Genomic DNA, 20,172 nt, shown 5'->3' with positions numbered 1-20,172 from the left:
AGTAACCCCTATGAAATTCAAAAATCTCGTTGCCGCAATGGGTGTGGCTGTAACAACATTTGTATCAGCACAAGCAGCTGCAGTTGATAAAGATATGCCTGAGTACACTAAAACAAGTGGTATCTCTGGTAACTTCTCATCTGTAGGTTCTGACACTCTTGCAAACATGATGACGTTCTGGGCAGAAGAGTACAAACGCTTCTATCCAAACGTAAACATTCAAATCCAAGCAGCGGGTTCTTCAACTGCTCCTCCAGCATTAACTGAAGGTACAGCAAACTTCGGCCCAATGAGCCGTCGTATGAAGTCAAAAGAAATCGAAGCATTCGAAAAGCGTTACGGCTACAAGCCAACTGAAGTTCGCGTTGCAATCGATGCTCTAGCTGTATTCGTACACAAAGATAACCCAATCAAAGGTTTACGTATTGACCAAGTTGATGCGATTTTCTCTTCTACACGTAAATGTGGTGCAAGTGAACAAGTTAATCGTTGGAGCGAAGTAGGTCTTGAGGGTGATTGGGCTGCAAAAGATATCCAGCTTTACGGTCGTAACTCAGTATCAGGTACTTACGGTTACTTCAAGAAGAAAGCTCTTTGTAAAGGTGACTTCCGTAACAACGTAAACGAACAACCTGGTTCTGCATCTGTAGTACAGTCAATCTCTTCTTCAGTGAACGCGATTGGTTACTCAGGTATTGGTTATAAAACATCAGGTGTACGCACAGTTCCACTTTCTAAGAAAGGCGACAACTTTGTTGATGCAACATTAGAAAACGTAGCAACAGGTAAATACCCACTATCTCGTTTCTTATACGTTTATGTGAACAAGCACCCTAACAAGCCGCTTTCACCAATCGATGCAGAGTTCTTAAAAATGGTTCTTTCTGTAGATGGTCAAAAAATTGTTGAGAAAGATGGTTATGTGCCACTTTCAGGCAAAATGGCAATGGCTGAACTTAAAAAGCTAGGCCTTCTGTAACAACCATACAGACATAGATGAAAAAACCGCTCATTGAGCGGTTTTTTTTCGTTTAGCTTTTGGCAAAGAGCTTGGCTTTAATACGTTGCTGAGCAATACGTACTTGCTTGCGCTTTTTACCCGAGGGTGCCTTAAAGCTTTGAATAGGCATTACCGTTGGGTATGCATTAGGTAGTGCAGGCACACTAAAGTCGGCGTGCTCATCTTTTGGCAAGCCAATTTCTTGTTCATGTGCACGAAGTGCCGCTAAGGTATCATCGTTTTCAACTTCACTTGGACATAAAAATAAACCCATTTTTCGCATTTTCATACCTAAGCCGATGCTGCTTGAGTAGCGTACAATTGGCGCTGCTAAAATAAGGCCTACTAGAATAGGTGATAACCACCAAAAGAAAGTCGGGGTGTAATAGTAGGCAACCGAACCCCAAATAATCGCAGTAATAGTCGAAAATAACGTATAACCAATCGCTTCTTTCCACGGCACCATTCTGCCTTCACGAGGCTGTGCATCCCAGCTAACTTTTTTGCCTAAAAATACGCACACGACAAAATAGCTATGAAATACCATCATTAAAGGGGCAATCACAATCGCAAAAATAGTTTCGATGAGTGAACCGGTAATTAACTTCATCGTACCGCCAAAGGCTTTATTACGATGCACTAAAGTCACAATTACGCCCATTAATTTAGGCAGTAACAACAATACAGCTGTAATAAATAACAACGAATCAATTAAATCCGTTTTGGCAATTTGCCAGGTTGGGAAAAGTTGATAAGCATGATTAAAGTATACGTCGCTATTAAGTGCACGAGTTACTGCATCTAAGGTACTTAATGCCAGCATAGATAACCAAATCAACGATGAAATATACGCTGTGGCACCAAATAAAAAGTGCATTTTACTCATTAGCTTAAGACCTGATTTAGGCAGTAAACCTAAATGCTGGATATTACCTTGCACCCAACGTCTATCACGAATCGCGTAATCGAGAATGTTACTTGGTACTTCTTCGTAACTGCCTTCAACATCGCTAAGCAGTAACACATCCCAACCACTGCGGTGTAGCAGAGAAGCTTCTACAAAGTCATGACTTAAGATCTCACCACCAAATGGGGCATTACCTTTTAGAACAGGTAGGCCGCAGCACTTTGTGAATGCTTCAACGCGAATAATCGCATTGTGGCCCCAGTAGTTTGCTTGGTTTGTTTGCCAAAAAGCAGAACCAGTTGCCAGCATTGGGCTATATAAAATTGATGCAAACTGTAAAAAGCGACCAAAAAACGTGTCTTGGCGAACCGGAATAGGGATCGTTTGGATCAAACCTGATTTTGGATTGTTGATCATGCTAGAAGTCAGTTCAAGCATACACTGACCTGTCATAATGCTATCGGCATCAAGCACAATCATGTGATCGTACTGGCTGCCCCAACGTTCACAAAAATCAGTTAAGTTACCTACTTTACGGTGTTTATTATCTTCACGGCGACGATAAAAAGTATGCTTTGCTAAATCACCTAAGCGCTCAGTAAGTGCATTCCACGCTTTAAGTTCATTACGTGCAATTTCAGGGTTTTGCGTATCACTTAGCAAGTAAAAGTCGTAATGCGGCATTTGCCCTGTTTTAGCCAGCGAGCGTAAACTTACTTCAAAACCGGCGATGACACGCTCTGTATCTTCGTTGTAGATAGGCATAACAATGGCAGTTTTAGTTTGGCTCAAGGCATGCTGATTAATCTCGATTGGCTTTTGACGTTTTAAGGTCAACGGGTCAATACGAAATAATTGCAGGATGAAGCCCATACAGCCACTACAAAAGGCTGTAACAATCCACGCGAAGGTAACTGTAAATAATGCCAGTAAAGCGTACTCAAGCGGTGTCATGCCGTTAGAATTTAAAATATCGAACATGATCCACACGCCATAGGCGGTAATGGCAAGTGCTAGGCTCGAAAAAAGCCAAGCGCGGGTTTTCTTAAATGGCATTGCTGTTGCCTTTAATGCTTTACTATTGGACGTCGTTTGGATACCAGACATAGCTCCATACCTCGCTGATTTCTTTATCACGTAGTTTTAACGATAAGCGCATATCAACAGGCTTATCTCCCTCTGGCGCAACTTTAAATGCTACGCGCCATCCTTGATTGTTTGGTAATTGCTGTACCGTTTTATCGCTTATTTGCCCAGCAGAGAGTGTAAGATCCGCTTGCATAGCAAAATTAGCTGATAGTTGATTAATGGTTTCGCCACTAAAATCAACGGTAAATTGGCGGTGGCTTTTTGGTGGTGGATTGTCTTCACCAGGTAATGCTGCACTACCAATTCGGGTTCTTAACACACTCGCTTTATCTTGAGTTGCAAGCGTGGCATTGAAAGTCGACAGCTTGTAACTAAAGCTTAAGCTGTCACCAGCTTTCATTGGCTGCTCTGGCACCCAGTAGCTAACAATATTGTCGTTGGTTTCGGTATCTGTAGGGATCTCTACTAACTCAACACGCCCTTTACCCCAATTACCCACTGGCTCTATCCACATGCTCGGGCGGTTGTGATAATGCGCCTCGGTATCAAGGTAGTTATTAAAATCTCGGTCTCGCTGTGCTAAACCAAAGCCTTTAGGGTTCTCGTAGCTAAACGAAGTCACGCTCAATTTCTTCGGGTTATTCAGTGCACGCCAAATCCATTGGCCTTGTTCTGATTGCATTAATAGGCCATCAGAATCATGTACTTCAGGGCGGTAATCATCAAAAAACTTAGTACTATTTTCACCGTGGTAAAACATACTTGTTAGCGGGGCTATACCAAGCTTTTTAATGTCTTTACGGGCAAAAATTTGCATCTCGGTTTTTACTTCAGTGTTAGTAGAAGGTGTTAGTTCAAAACGATAGGCTCCCGACACTGAAGGGCTATCTAATAATGCATAGAGCACGATGGTAGTATCTTCGGGTGCAGGTTTTACTAACCAGAACTCTTTGAAAACAGGAAACTCTTCGCCTGAGCTCAATGCTGTATCAACTGCAAGACCACGAGCTGACAGACCATATACTTGATGCGGGCCAACTAAACGAAAATAAGAAGCACCTTGGAACACCGCCACTTCGTCTTTGTACTCATTGTTATTTAGTGGGAAATGCAAACGAAAGCCAGCATGGCCAAGTTGCGTATTGGCAATAGCAGTACTAATCTCTTGCTCTAATGGCGCAGCGGTCGCGTCATAACGGTAGTAATCCGTTTTAAAAGGTAAACTTTTTACTTCGGCATTTTGCTCAAGAGTATTAATTGCAACCGGTGAGCGATATAAAAAGCCTGGGTGGAATAGCTGCATTTCATAAAGGCTTTGATCTTTCCAAATTGCTTGCTCAGTACGAAAACGGATTGCACGATAGTCTTGGTAATTGATGCTTGTGAGCGCCTCAAGTTCAAGATCTTTTGGAGCTACATAAGGCTCAGAGGCTAATTTTTTCGCACGTGCAGTAATAACTTCAAATAGCTTTTCTTCTGGAATCGTGATCATTGCAGGCTTAAGCTCAACAGCAGCAGTATCCTTTACTTGCTGTTTTTCATTTTCGGATGCTTGAACCTCTGCGGCTGTTTGTTCTGTTTCAGTTGCTTTTGGCTGCTCTGGGTCTTCAACTGCGTAACTATGACCTGCGCTGATGGCTAATAATACGCCCAAGAAGGTCTTCTTTTTGATAGCGCTGAAGAGCTTAGTTCGGGTTTCTGGTTTCATTCAATTTTCCTTTAGCCGTAAATCACGTTAATTCTTTCATATCTCATAGCAATTGCTGGACCCAAAATAAAAACTAATAATCTCAATGGCTTTGAGTTGGTGCAGCTAAATGCGAAGAGTAAAATTTTGAAATTAGTGAGAAACAATTACACGGTTGCAGTTGTTTATTCGTCACCAATATGGAGAAGTTTAATGAACGAAAGCTTGCCCTAATATGAATAGCTTAAAGGATAAACAAAAATATGAACAAAATTACCAGAGGCTTAATTGTGAAAGCGAAATTGTAATCGGGAGGGGGAGTGTAGGCACCGAATAGGTTTTCAGTGCCTTAAAAAGCGAGTCGTTGTTATTTAACTTCACCTAATTTTTCTGCATTAGCTTTACATTGGTTGTAAGCTTCAATGCACTTGTTGCTACAGACTTTATGAACTAAGCCATCAGCAGTGCTTTGTTGTTCACAGCTTGCTTCGCATTGGTAGTTTTGCTGAGCACATTGCTGCATTTCTGGGTTGTCAATTTTGCTTGAGCAGGCAGACAGTAATGTCATAGCAAACAATGTTGCTGCAATTGCTGGTAGTTTTTTCATGCTTATCCCTAGTTTATGTCTTTTCTTTGCAGTCCATCTTACCCAGATTGTTGCTATTTAATCCAGCTCAACTTGTAAATTGTCAATTAAACGCACTGAGCCTAAATAAGCTGCAGCTAAAATAACAAGTTGTTTATCAGCCGCGGTGGCTGGCTTTAGTGTTGAGCGCTCTGCAATCGAATAATAGTCAGGTTTTAGTCCTGCCTTTTCAAGCTGTAATTTTGCATCTGCCTCAAGTGCTGCAATGTCTGCGCTGCCTTGTTTAAGTGCAGTTGCAGTATTATTTAGTGTGGCAAACAGTACTTTTGCGGTGTTTTTTTGCTCATCAGATAAATAGCCATTACGAGAGCTCATTGCTAAACCAGAGATTTCGCGGCAAGTAGGTACGCCAATAATTTCAACTGGAATAGATAGGTCGCGCGTCATGGTTTTAATAACCTGTAGCTGCTGAAAGTCTTTTTCACCAAAACAAGCAAAGTCAGGTTGTACTAAATTAAATAGCTTAGTGACAACGGTTGCAACGCCTTTGAAGTGACCTGGACGCGAGCCACCACAGTAACCCATAGAAACACCCGGTACATCGACAAAGCTTTGCTCGCCTAAACCATTTGGGTAAATCGTTTCAACGGATGGGGTAAACACAATATCAGTACCAAGATCTGCTAAACCTTGTTTATCTTCGTTTAGTGTACGCGGGTAACTATCTAGGTCTTCATTGGCACCGAATTGCATCGGGTTTACAAAGATACTTACAACCACTTTATCAGCCAATGTTTTGGCTTTTTCAACAAGTGAAAAGTGACCTTGGTGTAAATTGCCCATGGTAGGCACAAGCGCTATGCTCAGGCCTGCTTGACGCCAAGCTTTGATTTGGCTGCGTAACGATTTGATTTCAGTGATTGATTGCATTTATTTAAACTCGTGTTCGGTACTTGGGAAAGCACCATTTTTTACATCTTCACAATACTTTTGCACTGCTGCTGGCATATTGCCGGTTTCTAATAAAAAGTTCTTTGAAAACTTAGGAATATAGCCTGCCGAAATACCAACTAGGTCGTGCATTACTAAGATTTGCCCATCAGTTTGATTACCTGCACCAATACCAATGGTAGGAATGCTCAGTTCATCAGTAATGCGTTTAGCAAGCTCGCTTGGAATACATTCTAAAACAAGTAACTGTGCACCTGCTGCCTCAAGAGCTTTCGCATCGCTCACCATTTTATCGGCTTGAGATTGCTCACGACCTTGAATTTTGAAACCGCCAAAAACATGTACTGACTGAGGTGTTAAGCCCAGGTGACCACATACTGGAATACCTTGTTGGGTCATCGCACGAATACTGTCGTGCAGCCATTCGCCGCCTTCAAGCTTAACCATGTTTGCCCCAGCACGCATCAGCTCTGCTGCATTTTTACAGGCATCAGCTGGGTTGGCATAGGTCATAAAAGGTAAGTCAGCAATCACAAATAATTCGCGGCTACCGGCACGTACACAACGTGTATGATAAGCAATATCTGTGTTGGTTACTGCAAGGGTGTCATCAGCACCTTGCAGTACCATGCCTAGTGAGTCACCGACTAAAATCACCTCGACGCCATTATCATGAAACAATTTTGCAAAACTGGCATCGTAGGCCGTTAATGCGGTGATTTTTTGTTGTTCTTGTTTCATTTTATTAAGAGTTGAAACGGTGATTTTAGACATAATTTCCTCTAAGGCTTAGCCTTGGTTGATTACTGCTGAGGGAGTTGTTGTAAATCGTTTAAAGGCAACGTTTTTGTTATATCAGCAAGTGATTGATTATTCGGTAGTACAAGTGCTGGTGCAATTTCCAGCAAGGGATACACAACAAACTCTCGCTCTGTTAGGCCATAATGAGGCACGGTTAAGCGAGGAGTGTCTATCACGTCATTACCGAACAATAAAATATCTATATCAAGGGTACGCGGACCCCAGCGTTCTTCTTTTCTAACACGGCCATGCTCAAGCTCAATGGCTTGAGTTAAATCAAGCAACTGCTCTGGCTTAAGTGCAGTTTTAACACACGCGACTGCATTTACATAATCGGGTTGATCTTGTGGCCCCATTGGTTTGCTTGCGTAATCATGGGATACACAAACAAACTCAACATCTTTTAATGCTTTTAGGGCAGTGACAGCAGCATGAATTTGTTTACGTGGCGCGTTTAAATTGGCACCTAAACCTAAATAAACGGTATGCATACTTAGTCTACTTTTTTCTTGCGTGGGCGACGACGGCGCTTAGGGCCACCTTGGTGTCCTAAATTTTTAACCATCTCTTTTTGACCATTGATGTCTTGGCTTAGGTAGGTTGTCCACCAATCAGCAAGCTCTTTTTGTTGCTCTTCGCCAGCTTGCACACGCAGTAATAAGAAATCATAAGCGGCTTTGAAGCGAGGCTGTTGAGTGAGCCTATAAGCGCGCTGACCACCTCGTTTATCAAGGCGTTGCTGAATATGCCAAATATCGCGTGCACCCAAGGTGAAGCGTTTTGGTACTGCTACCTGTTGCGCGTTTTCACTCAGTACTTTGTTCATTGCTTGTGCAAATGCATCGTACTCTGAAAGTTGATCGCGTTGTTGTAACTTTTTAGTAATGCTCAGTAATGGGAACCACAATAAGGCTGCAAAAATAAAGGCTGGAGTGACTTTTTTATCAGCATTAATACGTTTATCGGTGTTTTTAAACATTTGCAGGATAAACGTATGTTCAAAGCCTTCAGGGTTGGCATCTAAGATTTTATCAAGCGCAGGAAATAATGCTTTGAATAAACCATACTGGCGGAGCATTAAGTAGTTTTCTTCTGCTTTGCCGTTTAAGAACAATTTGAGTGATTCTTCAAACAAACGAGCTGGCGGAATATGATCAAGTAAGTTAGCAAGGCTTTTAATTGGCTTTTCGGTGCCAGGCGCAATGCTCATTCCGAGTTTAGTGGCAAAACGCACTGCACGTAACATGCGCACAGGGTCTTCACGGTAACGTGTTTCTGGGTCGCCAATCAGCTCAATTTGTTTTGCTTTTATCGCGCTAATGCCGTTGGCATAGTCATAAATACAAAAATCGTTAATTGAGTAGTAAAGTGCATTAATCGAAAAGTCGCGGCGCTCAGCATCTTCTTCGATGCTGCCATAGACATTGTCACGCAGGAGTTGGCCGTGTTCACTAGATTGGCTAATTTGATTTTTGCTTTCTTCGGCTTCGTGATGGCCACGCATGGTCGCCACTTCAATAATTTCTCGACCAAACACGATATGGGCTAAACGAAAACGGCGACCAATTAGGCGACAGTTACGAAATAGCTTTTTGATTTGCTCAGGGGTTGCGTTTGTTACAACGTCGAAGTCTTTTGGTTGTTGGCCTAACAATATATCTCGAATACAACCACCTACAAGGTAGGCATCAAAACCACCTTCTTTAAGGCGATACAATACTTTGATTGCATTTGGGCTAAATTGTTTGCGCGAAATACCATGTTCACTGCGCTCGATCACCAAAGGTAACTCGCTCGTTGGCAAAGCATCACTTGATGTCGTGGCATTTGGGCCAATAATCTGCCGACAAAATTGAAAAAGCTTAGAAATAATAATCTGTCTCCTACGACGCGGACTTTGCGACTCATCAAGTATAGCGTTTGTTTGATACTTCGCCGATGTGAGATTGACGTGTAATCAGTGTGTTTTAAATGGCGCTAAATTAAGGTGTTGATGATTCGCACACTTTGGGTCGCTATCATATACCAGCAGGGCTGAAAAATTAAGTTACTCGGCCTTTAAAATTGGCAATTTATTTTTCAATAGTAACAAAGTTACAAAAAGGAGAGTTTGGATCCTCGCTAACTTGTATTTCTTGCACCTTTGGTATGTGTTCAAGGCGGTAAGTTTCAATAGCCCAAGCTAACATCTGATCGATATTTAACGATAAAAGTGAGCTTTCTGGCTTTAAGCCTAAAAAGCGCAAGGCATCGAACAACGCAGGCTTTGGATCTGTTTTTGCTATAGCGGGGGCGTAATTTTGTTTAGATAGCTTAAAACCCGGCTTAGCAACTGCTAATGGTAAATGAGCATATTCAGGAGCTGTTTTATTCAGCTGCTTAAACAAACTGAGTTGTCGAGCCGTCGGCTCGAGTAAATCAGCGCCGCGAACGACTCTTGTAATACCTTGCGCAATATCATCGGCGACTACGACCAGTTGGTAAGCAAATAAACCATCGCTGCGCTTTATTAAGTAATCTTCTTTGGCAAGTTGGCTATCAACATACACTTTACCTTGAATTAAATCATGGTAGTGACTGGTTGCAAATTGCTGAGTTAAACGTAGCGCTGAATCAGTTAAAGCGTGGTTTTTATACTGGCAGTGTCCTTGGTAAATGCCACCGATTTCTTTAATTTCTTTGCGCGTGCAATGACATGCATAAACAAGGTTTTGCGAAATTAACTCGTCAACAATGGCTTGGTATTGCTCATGACGCTGAGTTTGGTATATGACAGGCTCGTCCCAGTGTAGGCCGTATGCCTCTAGGGTATGTAATATATCGTCGCTAGCACCGGATACAACACGTGTTGTATCGATATCTTCAATGCGTACTAACCATTTTCCTTGATTGGCTTTTGCATCAAGGAAGCTACCCACAGCCGCTATAAGTGAGCCAAAATGTAATGGCCCTGAAGGGGATGGCGCAAAGCGGCCTCGATACTCACGCAATGGCGTGTTAACGGCTGTGGTAGACATGGGCTAATTAAAGGATGTAATTAACCGCGTCCAGATTGCTTTTCTTTAATTTCTGCAAGCGTTTTACAGTCTACACATAAATCAGCTGTAGGACGTGCTTCTAAGCGGCGAATACCAATTTCGATACCACACGATTCACAGAAACCAAACTCATCTTCTTTGATTAATAGAATCGTTTTCTCAATTTTCTTGATCAGTTTACGCTCGCGGTCACGAGTACGAAGTTCTAGTGAGAACTCTTCTTCTTGTGCTGCACGGTCTACTGGATCTGGAAAGTTAGCTGCTTCGTCTTGCATGTGCGATTTAGTACGGTCTACTTCGTTACGTAAATCGTTACGCCAAGCTTCTAAAATTTTTTTAAAATGAGCACGTTGTGCTTCATTCATATACTCTTCACCTGGCTGTTCTTGATATGGTTCCAACCCGGCCTGAGCCAATAACCCTAGTCTTTTTTGGTCTGGCATAACTTTCTCCTAAATCCTTAATATTTTGCCCAGCGTTAGCCGGCGGCTATAAATAGCAGAATCATTAGACTGAGGCAAATTTATTTTTAATTAATCCTCTTGACCTTGCGCTAATGATTGCTCAAATAATTATGGGCGGTTTTGTAAGCCCTTAACTATCCATAAATTTTTTAAATTTGCTAAGTTATATGGGCAAAAAAAAATAATACAACTAAAATAGTGCTTTTATTGTCGTTTTAGTAAAAGAGTAGCTTAGTTCAGAAAATCACATTTTTCTTGCAACTTAATTTCTTCTGCCGAAATTTTTGCTTTATAAGCAATCACTTCAACACCATTATCTATAGCTTCAGTTAAAAGTTTGGCGTATTTCGGGTCGATATGTTCTGCCGCACTTACTTGATTGATACCTTCATGTAAAACGGCAAAAAATAATACTGCACGATGTCCTTGTTGCACCATCTCTATTAACTCTCGCAGATGTTTTTGGCCTCGCTCAGTTTTTGCATCCGGAAAATACCCTTGCCCAGATTGTGGTTCTGTTTGTGAAAGTAATGTCACAGATTTTACTTCTACATAGCAATGGGGTTTGTGTTTATCTGTTAATAAAAAGTCGATACGGCTATTTTCTTGGCCGTATTTTACTTCTGCAGCAATTGTTTGATAGTCAACAAGTTCAGTAATCGCGCCTGCATTTAAGGCTTCTTGTACAACGTTGTTTGCAATCGCGGTATTAACACATATTAAGTGATCGAATTGGTTCTGAGTTAATTGCAAGGATTGAGGGAACTTACGTTTGGCGTTATCACTGGTTGAATAAAACGCTTTAAACCCAGGCTCTGCACAGCCCGTCATTTTGCCGGTATTAGCGCAGTGAGCTGTAAACTCTACGCCATCAGCAGTTTTTAAGTCGGCTAAAAAACGTTTGTAGCGTTTAATTAAGGTAGCTGTTTGTAATGCGGGAGTAAACTTCATGGCTTTTATAAATTCGTTTTTCTTTATTGTAAGTGATTCATTACGAGGATTGAACCACATCTCATAATGCTATTTATCGCAAGCTGTTGGGAACTGACGTTGGCTGTAGTAAACTCGAGCAACATTTTTAGCGCAAAGAGTATTCTAACATGTCAGAAAAATTTCTAGTTCAACTTAGCGAGCAGGGCGCTGCCGCACATTGGGGCGAAAAAGCCGCTCTTTCTTTTACTGAACAAGGCGCAACTGTTCATTTAACTGAGCAAGATACACTTAAAAACGTACAAAAAGCAGCACGTACGTTAGCTAATCAAGGCTTAAAAAATATTGCCTTAGTGGGCGATGTTTGGTGTACAGAAACACAATGGGCTTTCTACCAAGGCTTTGTTTCACCTAAGAATTTAGATGCTATTGAGTTTGTTGAAAATGCAAAAACAGACGGCAAAGAATTGGCTTCTTTAAAGCAAGCTGCGACGTGGGCTCGTCAAATGATCAATGGCACAGCTGATGATATTTTCCCAGAGAGCCTAGCTGGTAAAGCAGCTGAGTTTATTCAGTCTTTAGCGCCTGAGCACGTAAGCTACCAAATCATTAAAGGCGATGCTTTATTAGAGCAACAGTGGATTGGTATTCACGCGGTAGGCCGTGGTAGTGAACGTCCACCAGTATTATTAGCATTAGATTACAACCCTACAGGTGATGAAAATGCCCCTGTTGCGGCTGCTTTAGTTGGTAAAGGCATTACGTTTGATTCAGGTGGTTACTCAATCAAAGCAAGTGAAGGCATGCTAGGCATGAAGTGCGATATGGGTGGTGCAGCAACTGTGACTGCAGGCTTAGCGCTTGCTATTAGCCGTGGTATCAACAAACGCATTAAGTTGTTCTTATGCTGTGCTGAAAACTTAATTTCAGGCCACGCCTACAAACTTGGCGATATCTTAACGTATAAAAATGGTACAACGGTTGAAATCGTTAACACAGACGCTGAAGGTCGTTTAGTACTAGCTGATGGCTTAATGGCAGCAGGTGAGTCTGGCGCGCCATTAATCATTGATGCGGCAACCTTAACAGGCGCTGCGCTTGTTGCTGTAGGCCAAGAGTACAATGCATTGTTTGGTCTTGATAAAGAGCTTGTACGTGACGTACAAGACTTTGCAGAGCAAGAAATGGAAGCTGCTTGGCCATTACCACTTGAAAAATGGCACCAACAAAATTGCCCGTCACCATATGCTGATACGGCAAACAGTCGTCCACAAAAAGGTGGTGGCTACGGTGGTGCTTCTAATGCGGCTGGTTTCTTATCACGCTTTGTGCCAAATGAAGGCAAAGGTTGGGTCCATATTGACCTTGCCGCTGCATTTAACATGGGTAGCACAAGCGAGTGGGCTGCGGGCGCAACAACTCAAGGTATGCGTACTGTTGCAAGAACATTACTAGAAAAAGCATAAGCAATTTACTTTTTCTGTAGCTAATTAAAAGCCCCTTAACTTTATCTAAGTTAAGGGGCTTTTTTGATCTAAAGGGGAATTTTACAAACTGATACAAGCTTTTTTGAGTAAATTAGTATAAAATCACGCCCCACATTTTCTCATCCTGTGGTTAGTTTTTATTAAATTAGCTACACTTGAATGATCAATTCACACTGGGGTCTCTATTTATGTCAGATAAGTGCTATATCACTGCGCAGCAGCTTCTTGAAGATTCATTTCGTGTTGCGGCACAAGTTTATGAAGATGGTTTCCGTCCTGATTTCATCATTGGTATTTGGCGTGGTGGTGCTCCAATTGGTATCGCAGTTCAAGAATATTACGATTACAAAGGTATAGAAACTGACCATATCGCAGTGCGTACTTCTTCGTATTACGGTATTAACCAGCAATCTAAAGAGATCAAAGTTCACGGTTTGCATTACATCATTGAAAATGCCAATGCAGATAACTCATTACTAATCGTTGATGATGTTTTTGATTCTGGCCGCAGTATTTTTGCATTAAAGGAAAAGCTTTCGGAGTTAATGCGTTTAAACCTACCACGTGATATTCGCGTTGCATGCCCATACTACAAGCCGAAGAACTCAAAGGTAGACATGGTGCCAGATTACTTCATTCATGAGTCTGAAGAGTGGTTAGTATTCCCTCATGAGCTTTCAGGCCTAACGCCAGACGAAATCATCGAGGGTAAGTCTGATTTAGCTAACATCCACGACATTTTACTTGAAAAGTAACCTTGTTCAGATGTTTCATAAAAGGCTCTTAGTGAGCCTTTTTTATTGTCTGAAATTAAGAGCGTAAAACTCCCTATTGATAATAGGGTAGTTTAAGCAGCGTAAATGCATTGATGCTTAGCACAAGAGAAGCTTGGTGTTTATGTATAGTTTTAAATAGGCAATAAAAAACCGCGCATAAGCGCGGTTTTAAAAGCTTTATTAGCGCTGTGGACTAGCCACCGTTACCAGAACCACCAGTACCACCAGTACCACCAGTACCACCAGTGATTGGTTGCTCAACAACTTCACAAACTGTTGGGATATCAAGGGTTACAGCTGTAGTGTTAACTTCTAACTGTTGTGAAAGCCATTGATTGTTAGCATAGTCACGGTATCTAATTGTATAGTTACTGCCTTCTGATAAAGCGACATTGAAGGTAGCCTCACCGTAGTAATTGCTAACGAATCTACCATCAGCATATAGTGTAGAGCTTGTTGGAGTCGGAACCGGATCGGTATTTACGTCAAAATCTTCAGTATTACTACAAACAAGTTGTGTAGTCACTTGCTTAGTAACAACAATAGGATTCTCAGTAGTTAGCTGTAAGGTTTCACCATCTAAATCACATAAGCTATTAACATTAAGCTTAGTAACAACATTAGGGTCAGTAACATCATCTTGAAGACCAGCTAAAACGTTAGCACCATTTTGTCTAACTTTTACAGTCACAGGGAATGATGGCGGGTTAGCAATATTCGCTTCAGAGTAATCACCGTATGCTGTTAGGTTTCTAAAATTACGACGGAAACCACTACTTTCAAGTGAAAGAGTGTAGCGAGCTTCATTTGCGTTACCATTACGATCAACAATATCAAATGACACATTAGAACATTGGTTATTGTTGAAGTAATCTAAGTTCCAATATGATAAGTGATTAACGTCTACAGAAACGTCAAATGTGTCTGCACTACCGTTGTCTGTAACTTCTCCATAGCTTTCAAAAGACCACTTACCAGCGTCTTCATCATAACTCCAAACTGGGAATACATCACCTACAGCGATTTTACGAGCTGTTGGAGAAGTTAACGTACAAACACCCATGCTGTAGCCATTAGCTTCTGCATATGCCGAAAGGTCAGTTGTACCAGCCGGAACTGAAACTGGACATGGGTTTGAAGTATTCTGATCTACCTGCATTGCAACAGTAAGAGAGTTTCCTTCACCGAATGTTTTTACTTTATTACCAGCATCATCAGTAAGCTCGATTGCAACGAAACCACCTGATGTAAATGAACCAGAAACATTTGAATCTGAGCCATCAGGGTTTGCAACAGAAAGAGCTAAACCACCAGGAAAAGCATCAAGAGATGAGTTTTCTACTGATGAGTTATCAGCTTCTGAGTCGTTACGAGTTGCTTCGTTAGCAAAGTAAGCTACAGTGATCTCAGGTACTGTTTCTAAAGCTGTACCGTCAGCAGTTAAAAATTGAGTACCGTTTTTAATTTTAACTGTAGTACCACCAACAGCAACGCCAGCTTTGTTTACAGATTGAGGCAATTCAATTTCGTCTTTATCACCAGAAACGCTTAAACCGGTCGTAGGGTCATAAGCTACTGTTGTATTTTCACCTTCAGGGACCAAAGATTCTAATGATTTAGTTTCTGCAACAATAGGAACATCAGAGTCAGCTAAATTACGTGGAGTAAGTCGAATTTCATCAGCTGCTACATTGTCAGTAGTTGTTACAGTGAAAGAACCAGAGTTATTTAGGTAACCTTCTGCTGAAACAACATAGTCGTAAGTTACTCCATCAGCTGGAATTGATTCAATAGTGAAGCTAAATGTTCCTTCGGTAGTAACTTTGTCCTCATCGGCTACAGACTCGCCGGATACAGATAAAAGTCCATCTTCAGAAGAAGTAAAAGTGATAGATGCTGAAACTGTATCTGCAAGAGGTTCACCTAATGCATCGATAAGGTTAACAGTTATAGCACCTGCTTGAGCTTCAGCTGCCGTAGGTGGAACTGCTACATCTTGTGTTGGAGCTGGCGGCTCAGGCACTGTGTCGTTATTGTCGTCATCACTCAAACAACCACTTAAGCTTAAAGTGACACCTAACGCTAGCGCTAGCTTGGTTAGTTTAAATTCATTGTTTCCCATAATCGTTACCTTTCTTTCCTTTCTCGTAAAGTAATCAGACTTTTATTAGAGCAAATAGTACCGGTTTGTGCACCGAAAAAACGCCACACATGGTTATCTGTTATTGAAGGATAAGCGTACATTATATATACGTCAAGTGAACATTATATATACTTTCATTAATAAAATAAGAAAGTTCTGTCTTATCTTTCAAGTGCAACAGCTGATAACAAACCGCTTTGCTAAATTGTAATATAGAGTCTTACTGTTAAGAAGCTTAACTCTATGAATATTTATAGATTATCCAACTGAACTTGTGCTGACTTTGCTTTTCAGTTTGGTAATATTATTTTAAAGCATTTAAGAAAAATTTGTAACACATTTATAACTGCGCAAAACTTTCTACGTAGTCGCTAAGCTTGTCGATATCTACCACTTGTAACCCTTGATTGCTTCTCTGCACTAAGCCTTTTTCAACTAGTTCTGTAACTACGCGTCTATAAGCTCTTTCGGTGGTGGCAAAGCGCTCAGCTTCAGCATTTACGGTAGGGTAAGCACGCAGTAACGTTGGATTACTGTTTTCAGCTCTTAATAAGCAATCTTTAGCTATATTGTAGCTAAGTGGTAATAGCAGCTTATCTAAGTTTATTTTTTGATTTTCTTGGAACTTAGCGGCAATTGTTTGTGCTGTGTATAAGCTTAATTCTGGCTTTTCTAATAGTAGTGCGCGCCAATGTTTAAGCTCAATTAGGTTGTAACTTACATCGCTAAAGCACGTAACTGTGTAAATACACGGGTAATTATTCAGTGCTTCAATCTCACCAATCAGTGTGTTGTTACAATCAAGCTGGCCCAAAAGAAGGCGTCGGCCATTACCCACGTCATAGCTGAATGACACTGTGCCGCTTCTAACTAATACGAGTTTTGACAAGGGTTGATCTTGGTGGATCAGCACTTCTTTTTTAGCTTGTTGAAAACTACTGCCAGCAAATGTCAGTAATTGGTCAACAAGATAGCTTGAAAAATGATATTGAAACATTAACGCCGCTCTTCGGACAATTGTCCTATTTATTACATCTTAATGACGCTAGCATTAAGATTCTAAGAATTTACGCTAACTTGCTAGTAAGGTGATTCACGTTACTGATACCTTCATTTCCCGTGTAATGATTTTAAAGCTAAGATTATTCTTAAGCTTTACAAGGTTTTTAGTAAGTTAGCTTTTTTATTTTATTGTCAAAGTAGCACTGAGTGCGTCAAAAAAAAATGACAAGCTCCAATGCTAACCTAAAGCCTAGGAGAGAACAATTGAGTTGGGAATATTTAGGCTATTTAGCGTCAGCACTGTTGGTTGCTTCTTTGACAATGAGCGATGTAGTAAAACTACGCTGGCTCAACCTGGCAGGATGTATTGCATTTACCTTCTACGGGCTGGCAATAGGTGCCGTTCCGGTAGCCTTTACCAATGGTTTACTGGCATTTGTGAATATTTACCACATTATTAAATTAAAGCGTCAGCAAAAAGCTGACGCCGAGTAATATTATTCCTCTTTTTTATATTTTAGCTCACCCGCAATCCAAGTTTGTGTCACGTTAATATCGTGGATCTCAGAAACAGGGGCTTTGTAATAGTCTTTATCAATCAAAATAAAGTCAGCCCACTTTCCTTGCTCTAAACTACCTACCTTAAACTCTTGATGTGCAGCATAAGCACCACCTAAAGTAAACGCACGCAAAGCTTCATCACGCGATAGCAGCTCTTGTGGTCGCCAGCCGCCTTCAGGGAGTTGGTTATGATCCATTCGGGTAATGGCTGAATATAATCCATCAAACGGATCAGCAAGCTCTACTGGAAAGTCAGAACCTGCGGCAATCACTGAGCCTTGCGCTAAAAAGGTTTTCCAAGCATACGCCCCTTCAAGTTGTTTTTCAGTTAGGCGTTGCTCTGCCATATGCATATCAGAGGTTGCATGAACAGGCTGCATTGATGGAATAATTTTTAACGTTTTAAAACGAGGGATATCTTCAGGAGTCACAATTTGTGCGTGTTCAATTCGATTACGCAGTAAAATCCCACCGGTTTTTTTAAACACATTTTCATAGGCATCGAGCACCACATGATTGGCTTTATCACCAATGGCATGGGTGTTCGCACTAAAACCATGAGCAAAACTTAGGTTAAATAGTTGCTCAAGTTTTTCTTGGGTTTCAAGCATTAAGCCGTGGTGATTTCTACGATCTGCGTACTCCTCTATAAGGGCTGCGCCTCGACTTCCTAAAGCACCATCCGCATACACTTTGACACTTCGAATCGACAGCATGTCATTCATGTCTTTATATTTGCCCGCTTTGAGCATGGTTTCTAGCTGAGGATCGGCTGCACTTAGCATGGCAACGATTCTAACCGGAAGGGACTTTTGCTCAGAGCGCTGCTTGTACACTTGCCATGTATCGTAATCGATACCAGCATCATGGGTTGATGTAATACCCAAACTCAGCAAGTGTTTGCCTGCATTATCTAAAGCGGTATTAATGCTAGCATGGCTTGCTTTTGGTACATGCTGGGTAATAAGTGTTTCTGCTTTATCGATGAATACCCCTGAAGGTAAGCCTGAATCTAACTTTAAAATTTCACCGCCGGCAGGAGAGGGAGTTTGTTTAGCAATACCTGCAAGTTCCATGGCTTTTGAGTTGACCCATACAGCATGGCCATCAACGCGAGAAAGTACCACAGGTTTGTCTTTTACATATTTGTCTAAATCAGCTGCAGTTGGAAACTCACCGCCAGGCCACTGCTCTTGGTTCCAACCGCGACCAATGATCCAACCTTGTTTATCTTTGGCAAACTCAGCCAGCATTTTGCCAACCTCACCTGCCGAGCGCGTGTTCCTGACATCAAGTTGTGAGAGGTTATTCCCTAAACCAATTACATGGCCATGAGCATCGACTAAACCAGGTAATAACGTGGCTTGCTTACCATCAATAGAGGTGGCGTCAGGGAAGCTGTTTTTAATTGAGTCATTGCCTGTTTTTACGACTTTACCGTCTTTAAAAACCAGTGCTGAAAAGTGTTGAGTTTCACCTTTGTAGGTAGGCGTGTAGCCATTTACATTGTAAATAACTGTGGTGTTGGCAAAACAGCTAAGCGAAGCTGTTGCAAGTAGGCTGATGATAAGTTTCATAATCTTCTAATAGTTTTTATTGATTTATGAAAACAGTATCAGAGTTGCAGTAAACTGCAACTCAGCAGCAAGTAAATAATTAACTGTAACTCTTTATTTGCTTGCGTAGACCTTAAATTCACTGAGCGATAATTTATTGTCTTTATCGCTGTCGTAGTTTTTGAAACGTGACCACAGAGCTGGGTCTCTCGCTGACTCTGAACGAGTCAGGTAGCCATCGTCATTACGATCAAGTTGTTTAAATTTTTCACCAATACTATCTGCAGCAAAACTTATTGTGCTAAATACACCACATAAAATTAGGCTGGCAAAGGTTAATTTTGACATTATTTTAACTCTTGTTTGTTAAATAGTGTTTAAATTCAAGGAGCGAGATTTGATGATCTTTATCTGTATCCCACTGTGCTATGCGTTTTTGCAAGTGCGGTTGAGAAGACAGTTCCTGCACAGATAAAAAACCATTTTTATCTTTATCGAGATGATCAAATCGTTGTTTTACATCCAATGCTAAGCTATTGAAGCTTATAGTAATTAAGGTACATGAAGCAAGCCAGAAAATTCTCATAATTACTCTCCTTTATAAATAAAAGTGCTTGCCATAATTTAACTCCCAAAATTTAAATCCGTTTACACATTCCCTCTGGGATTATGGCAAGCACTTTAAGCTGTTAAAGTTTGAATTTTTCAAACTCTTGTTCAGACAGAACCTGATCGCCGTTTTCATCCAGATCGGCAAATTGCTTAAGTAAGTTATCGTGTTTAGTTGCTTCAGTTAATGAAATCTCGCCGTCGGCGTTTGTATCAAATTTAGCAAATCGAACATCCATTTGTGATGCTAAAACGGTGGCGCTGATAACTAAGAACATCAGCGAGAATGCAGCTAAAAGTTGTTTCATTACAATCTCCTATTGAATAAACGACTGAAACTCAGAAAATGAAATTTGGCCATCTTGGTTACTATCAATTTGAGTAAAGTTGCCATGCAATAATGCATCTTCAGATGCTTCTGCTTCACTCAAAAAACCATTACTGTCTTTATCAAGCTCATTAAACGTTGTTTGCAAATCTAGTGCATAACTACTTACCGAGATGAGACTTATAAGCAGGGTGGCTACCTGGGCCGTTAATTTCATTTTGTGTCCTAAATAACTAATTTGCTTAGTACTAATCAAA

21 protein-coding genes are annotated in these 20,172 nt (G+C 41.1%); 4 read left to right on the top strand and 17 right to left on the bottom strand.

Annotated features, from left to right (window positions below):
• Window positions 1–10 precede the first annotated feature (10 nt).
• Window positions 11–979, top strand: a complete 969-nt coding sequence (locus AUR67_RS14030) for a PstS family phosphate ABC transporter substrate-binding protein (protein WP_054560880.1) — start codon at window positions 11–13, stop codon at window positions 977–979.
• Between the two features lie 52 nt (window positions 980–1,031).
• Here the strand turns inward: AUR67_RS14030 and mdoH are convergent, their stop codons facing one another.
• From mdoH to sfsA, 10 genes are all read right to left on the bottom strand, one after another.
• The gene (gene mdoH, locus AUR67_RS14025) at window positions 1,032–3,014 is read right to left on the bottom strand and encodes a glucans biosynthesis glucosyltransferase MdoH (protein WP_058585753.1); all 1,983 of its coding nucleotides are present in this window, start codon (window positions 3,012–3,014) and stop codon (window positions 1,032–1,034) included.
• A complete protein-coding gene (locus AUR67_RS14020; RefSeq protein ID WP_058585752.1) occupies window positions 2,986–4,704 on the bottom strand; it encodes a glucan biosynthesis protein in 1,719 nt (572 codons plus the stop codon). The genes mdoH and AUR67_RS14020 overlap by 29 nt, the downstream gene beginning before the upstream one ends.
• Before the next feature lie 346 nt (window positions 4,705–5,050).
• Window positions 5,051–5,290 (bottom strand): hypothetical protein, encoded by a 240-nt coding sequence (locus tag AUR67_RS14015; protein ID WP_058585751.1) that lies wholly within the window; start codon window positions 5,288–5,290, stop codon window positions 5,051–5,053.
• Between the two features lie 57 nt (window positions 5,291–5,347).
• The gene (gene panC / locus AUR67_RS14010) at window positions 5,348–6,199 is read right to left on the bottom strand and encodes a pantoate--beta-alanine ligase (RefSeq protein WP_058585750.1); all 852 of its coding nucleotides are present in this window, start codon (window positions 6,197–6,199) and stop codon (window positions 5,348–5,350) included.
• Window positions 6,200–6,994, bottom strand: a complete 795-nt coding sequence (panB, locus tag AUR67_RS14005; RefSeq protein WP_058585749.1) for a 3-methyl-2-oxobutanoate hydroxymethyltransferase — start codon at window positions 6,992–6,994, stop codon at window positions 6,200–6,202.
• 29 nt (window positions 6,995–7,023) lie between these two features.
• The gene (gene folK / locus AUR67_RS14000) at window positions 7,024–7,512 is read right to left on the bottom strand and encodes a 2-amino-4-hydroxy-6-hydroxymethyldihydropteridine diphosphokinase (RefSeq protein ID WP_058585748.1); all 489 of its coding nucleotides are present in this window, start codon (window positions 7,510–7,512) and stop codon (window positions 7,024–7,026) included.
• Between the two features lie 2 nt (window positions 7,513–7,514).
• Entirely contained in the window at window positions 7,515–8,801 is a 1,287-nt protein-coding gene (pcnB, locus tag AUR67_RS13995) for a polynucleotide adenylyltransferase PcnB (protein WP_235591845.1), read from the bottom strand.
• A 292-nt stretch (window positions 8,802–9,093) separates the two neighbouring features.
• Window positions 9,094–10,038 (bottom strand): tRNA glutamyl-Q(34) synthetase GluQRS, encoded by a 945-nt coding sequence (gene gluQRS, locus AUR67_RS13990; RefSeq protein ID WP_058585747.1) that lies wholly within the window; start codon window positions 10,036–10,038, stop codon window positions 9,094–9,096.
• Window positions 10,039–10,058: 20 nt separating this feature from the next.
• Window positions 10,059–10,502, bottom strand: a complete 444-nt coding sequence (dksA, locus tag AUR67_RS13985) for an RNA polymerase-binding protein DksA (RefSeq protein ID WP_058585746.1) — start codon at window positions 10,500–10,502, stop codon at window positions 10,059–10,061.
• A gap of 252 nt (window positions 10,503–10,754) precedes the next feature.
• A complete protein-coding gene (gene sfsA / locus AUR67_RS13980; RefSeq protein WP_058585781.1) occupies window positions 10,755–11,474 on the bottom strand; it encodes a DNA/RNA nuclease SfsA in 720 nt (239 codons plus the stop codon).
• 149 nt (window positions 11,475–11,623) lie between these two features.
• Here sfsA and pepB point away from each other — a divergent pair, with 149 nt between their 5' ends.
• Window positions 11,624–12,919 (top strand): aminopeptidase PepB, encoded by a 1,296-nt coding sequence (gene pepB, locus AUR67_RS13975; protein ID WP_054560873.1) that lies wholly within the window; start codon window positions 11,624–11,626, stop codon window positions 12,917–12,919.
• Window positions 12,920–13,128: 209 nt separating this feature from the next.
• Entirely contained in the window at window positions 13,129–13,695 is a 567-nt protein-coding gene (locus AUR67_RS13970) for a phosphoribosyltransferase (protein WP_054560872.1), read from the top strand.
• 214 nt (window positions 13,696–13,909) lie between these two features.
• Here the strand turns inward: AUR67_RS13970 and AUR67_RS13965 are convergent, their stop codons facing one another.
• Complete coding sequence (locus AUR67_RS13965; RefSeq protein ID WP_058585745.1) at window positions 13,910–15,838, bottom strand: hypothetical protein; 1,929 nt, start codon at window positions 15,836–15,838, stop codon at window positions 13,910–13,912.
• A 361-nt stretch (window positions 15,839–16,199) separates the two neighbouring features.
• Window positions 16,200–16,856, bottom strand: a complete 657-nt coding sequence (locus AUR67_RS13960; protein WP_054560870.1) for a Crp/Fnr family transcriptional regulator — start codon at window positions 16,854–16,856, stop codon at window positions 16,200–16,202.
• Window positions 16,857–17,125: 269 nt separating this feature from the next.
• On the opposite strand from AUR67_RS13960, the gene AUR67_RS13955 reads away from it, so the two are divergent.
• Window positions 17,126–17,356, top strand: coding sequence for a YgjV family protein (locus tag AUR67_RS13955; protein WP_054560869.1), 231 nt, complete (start codon window positions 17,126–17,128; stop codon window positions 17,354–17,356).
• 2 nt (window positions 17,357–17,358) lie between these two features.
• Here the strand turns inward: AUR67_RS13955 and AUR67_RS13950 are convergent, their stop codons facing one another.
• The 5 genes from AUR67_RS13950 to AUR67_RS13930 all read right to left on the bottom strand — a co-directional run bounded on the left by AUR67_RS13950 (window position 17,359) and on the right by AUR67_RS13930 (window position 20,132).
• A complete protein-coding gene (locus tag AUR67_RS13950; RefSeq protein ID WP_058585744.1) occupies window positions 17,359–18,999 on the bottom strand; it encodes an amidohydrolase in 1,641 nt (546 codons plus the stop codon).
• 93 nt (window positions 19,000–19,092) lie between these two features.
• Window positions 19,093–19,326, bottom strand: coding sequence for an EF-hand domain-containing protein (locus AUR67_RS13945; RefSeq protein WP_054560867.1), 234 nt, complete (start codon window positions 19,324–19,326; stop codon window positions 19,093–19,095).
• Between the two features lie 4 nt (window positions 19,327–19,330).
• Window positions 19,331–19,564: an EF-hand domain-containing protein gene (locus AUR67_RS13940; RefSeq protein ID WP_058585743.1), complete on the bottom strand. Its 234-nt coding sequence runs from the start codon at window positions 19,562–19,564 to the stop codon at window positions 19,331–19,333.
• 103 nt (window positions 19,565–19,667) lie between these two features.
• Window positions 19,668–19,895, bottom strand: coding sequence for a hypothetical protein (locus tag AUR67_RS13935; protein WP_058585742.1), 228 nt, complete (start codon window positions 19,893–19,895; stop codon window positions 19,668–19,670).
• Window positions 19,896–19,904: 9 nt separating this feature from the next.
• Window positions 19,905–20,132 (bottom strand): cag pathogenicity island protein Cag25, encoded by a 228-nt coding sequence (locus AUR67_RS13930; RefSeq protein ID WP_058585741.1) that lies wholly within the window; start codon window positions 20,130–20,132, stop codon window positions 19,905–19,907.
• Between the last annotated feature and the right edge of the window lie 40 nt (window positions 20,133–20,172).

Origin of the sequence: Pseudoalteromonas sp. XI10 (assembly GCF_001469895.1) — a bacterium.
In the GTDB taxonomy this organism is placed as follows: domain Bacteria; phylum Pseudomonadota; class Gammaproteobacteria; order Enterobacterales; family Alteromonadaceae; genus Pseudoalteromonas.
This window is presented reverse-complemented; position numbering and strand designations above follow the sequence as displayed.

Coding starts and splice junctions, on each gene's coding strand:
- AUR67_RS14030 (WP_054560880.1), top strand. CDS start 11: ATGAAATTCAAAAATCTCGTTGCCGCAATGGGTGTGGCTGTAACAACA.
- mdoH (WP_058585753.1), bottom strand. CDS start 3,014: ATGTCTGGTATCCAAACGACGTCCAATAGTAAAGCATTAAAGGCAACA.
- AUR67_RS14020 (WP_058585752.1), bottom strand. CDS start 4,704: ATGAAACCAGAAACCCGAACTAAGCTCTTCAGCGCTATCAAAAAGAAG.
- AUR67_RS14015 (WP_058585751.1), bottom strand. CDS start 5,290: ATGAAAAAACTACCAGCAATTGCAGCAACATTGTTTGCTATGACATTA.
- panC (WP_058585750.1), bottom strand. CDS start 6,199: ATGCAATCAATCACTGAAATCAAATCGTTACGCAGCCAAATCAAAGCT.
- panB (WP_058585749.1), bottom strand. CDS start 6,994: ATGTCTAAAATCACCGTTTCAACTCTTAATAAAATGAAACAAGAACAA.
- folK (WP_058585748.1), bottom strand. CDS start 7,512: ATGCATACCGTTTATTTAGGTTTAGGTGCCAATTTAAACGCGCCACGT.
- gluQRS (WP_058585747.1), bottom strand. CDS start 10,038: ATGTCTACCACAGCCGTTAACACGCCATTGCGTGAGTATCGAGGCCGC.
- dksA (WP_058585746.1), bottom strand. CDS start 10,502: ATGCCAGACCAAAAAAGACTAGGGTTATTGGCTCAGGCCGGGTTGGAA.
- sfsA (WP_058585781.1), bottom strand. CDS start 11,474: ATGAAGTTTACTCCCGCATTACAAACAGCTACCTTAATTAAACGCTAC.
- pepB (WP_054560873.1), top strand. CDS start 11,624: ATGTCAGAAAAATTTCTAGTTCAACTTAGCGAGCAGGGCGCTGCCGCA.
- AUR67_RS13970 (WP_054560872.1), top strand. CDS start 13,129: ATGTCAGATAAGTGCTATATCACTGCGCAGCAGCTTCTTGAAGATTCA.
- AUR67_RS13965 (WP_058585745.1), bottom strand. CDS start 15,838: ATGGGAAACAATGAATTTAAACTAACCAAGCTAGCGCTAGCGTTAGGT.
- AUR67_RS13960 (WP_054560870.1), bottom strand. CDS start 16,856: ATGTTTCAATATCATTTTTCAAGCTATCTTGTTGACCAATTACTGACA.
- AUR67_RS13950 (WP_058585744.1), bottom strand. CDS start 18,999: ATGAAACTTATCATCAGCCTACTTGCAACAGCTTCGCTTAGCTGTTTT.
- AUR67_RS13945 (WP_054560867.1), bottom strand. CDS start 19,326: ATGTCAAAATTAACCTTTGCCAGCCTAATTTTATGTGGTGTATTTAGC.
- AUR67_RS13940 (WP_058585743.1), bottom strand. CDS start 19,564: ATGAGAATTTTCTGGCTTGCTTCATGTACCTTAATTACTATAAGCTTC.
- AUR67_RS13935 (WP_058585742.1), bottom strand. CDS start 19,895: ATGAAACAACTTTTAGCTGCATTCTCGCTGATGTTCTTAGTTATCAGC.
- AUR67_RS13930 (WP_058585741.1), bottom strand. CDS start 20,132: ATGAAATTAACGGCCCAGGTAGCCACCCTGCTTATAAGTCTCATCTCG.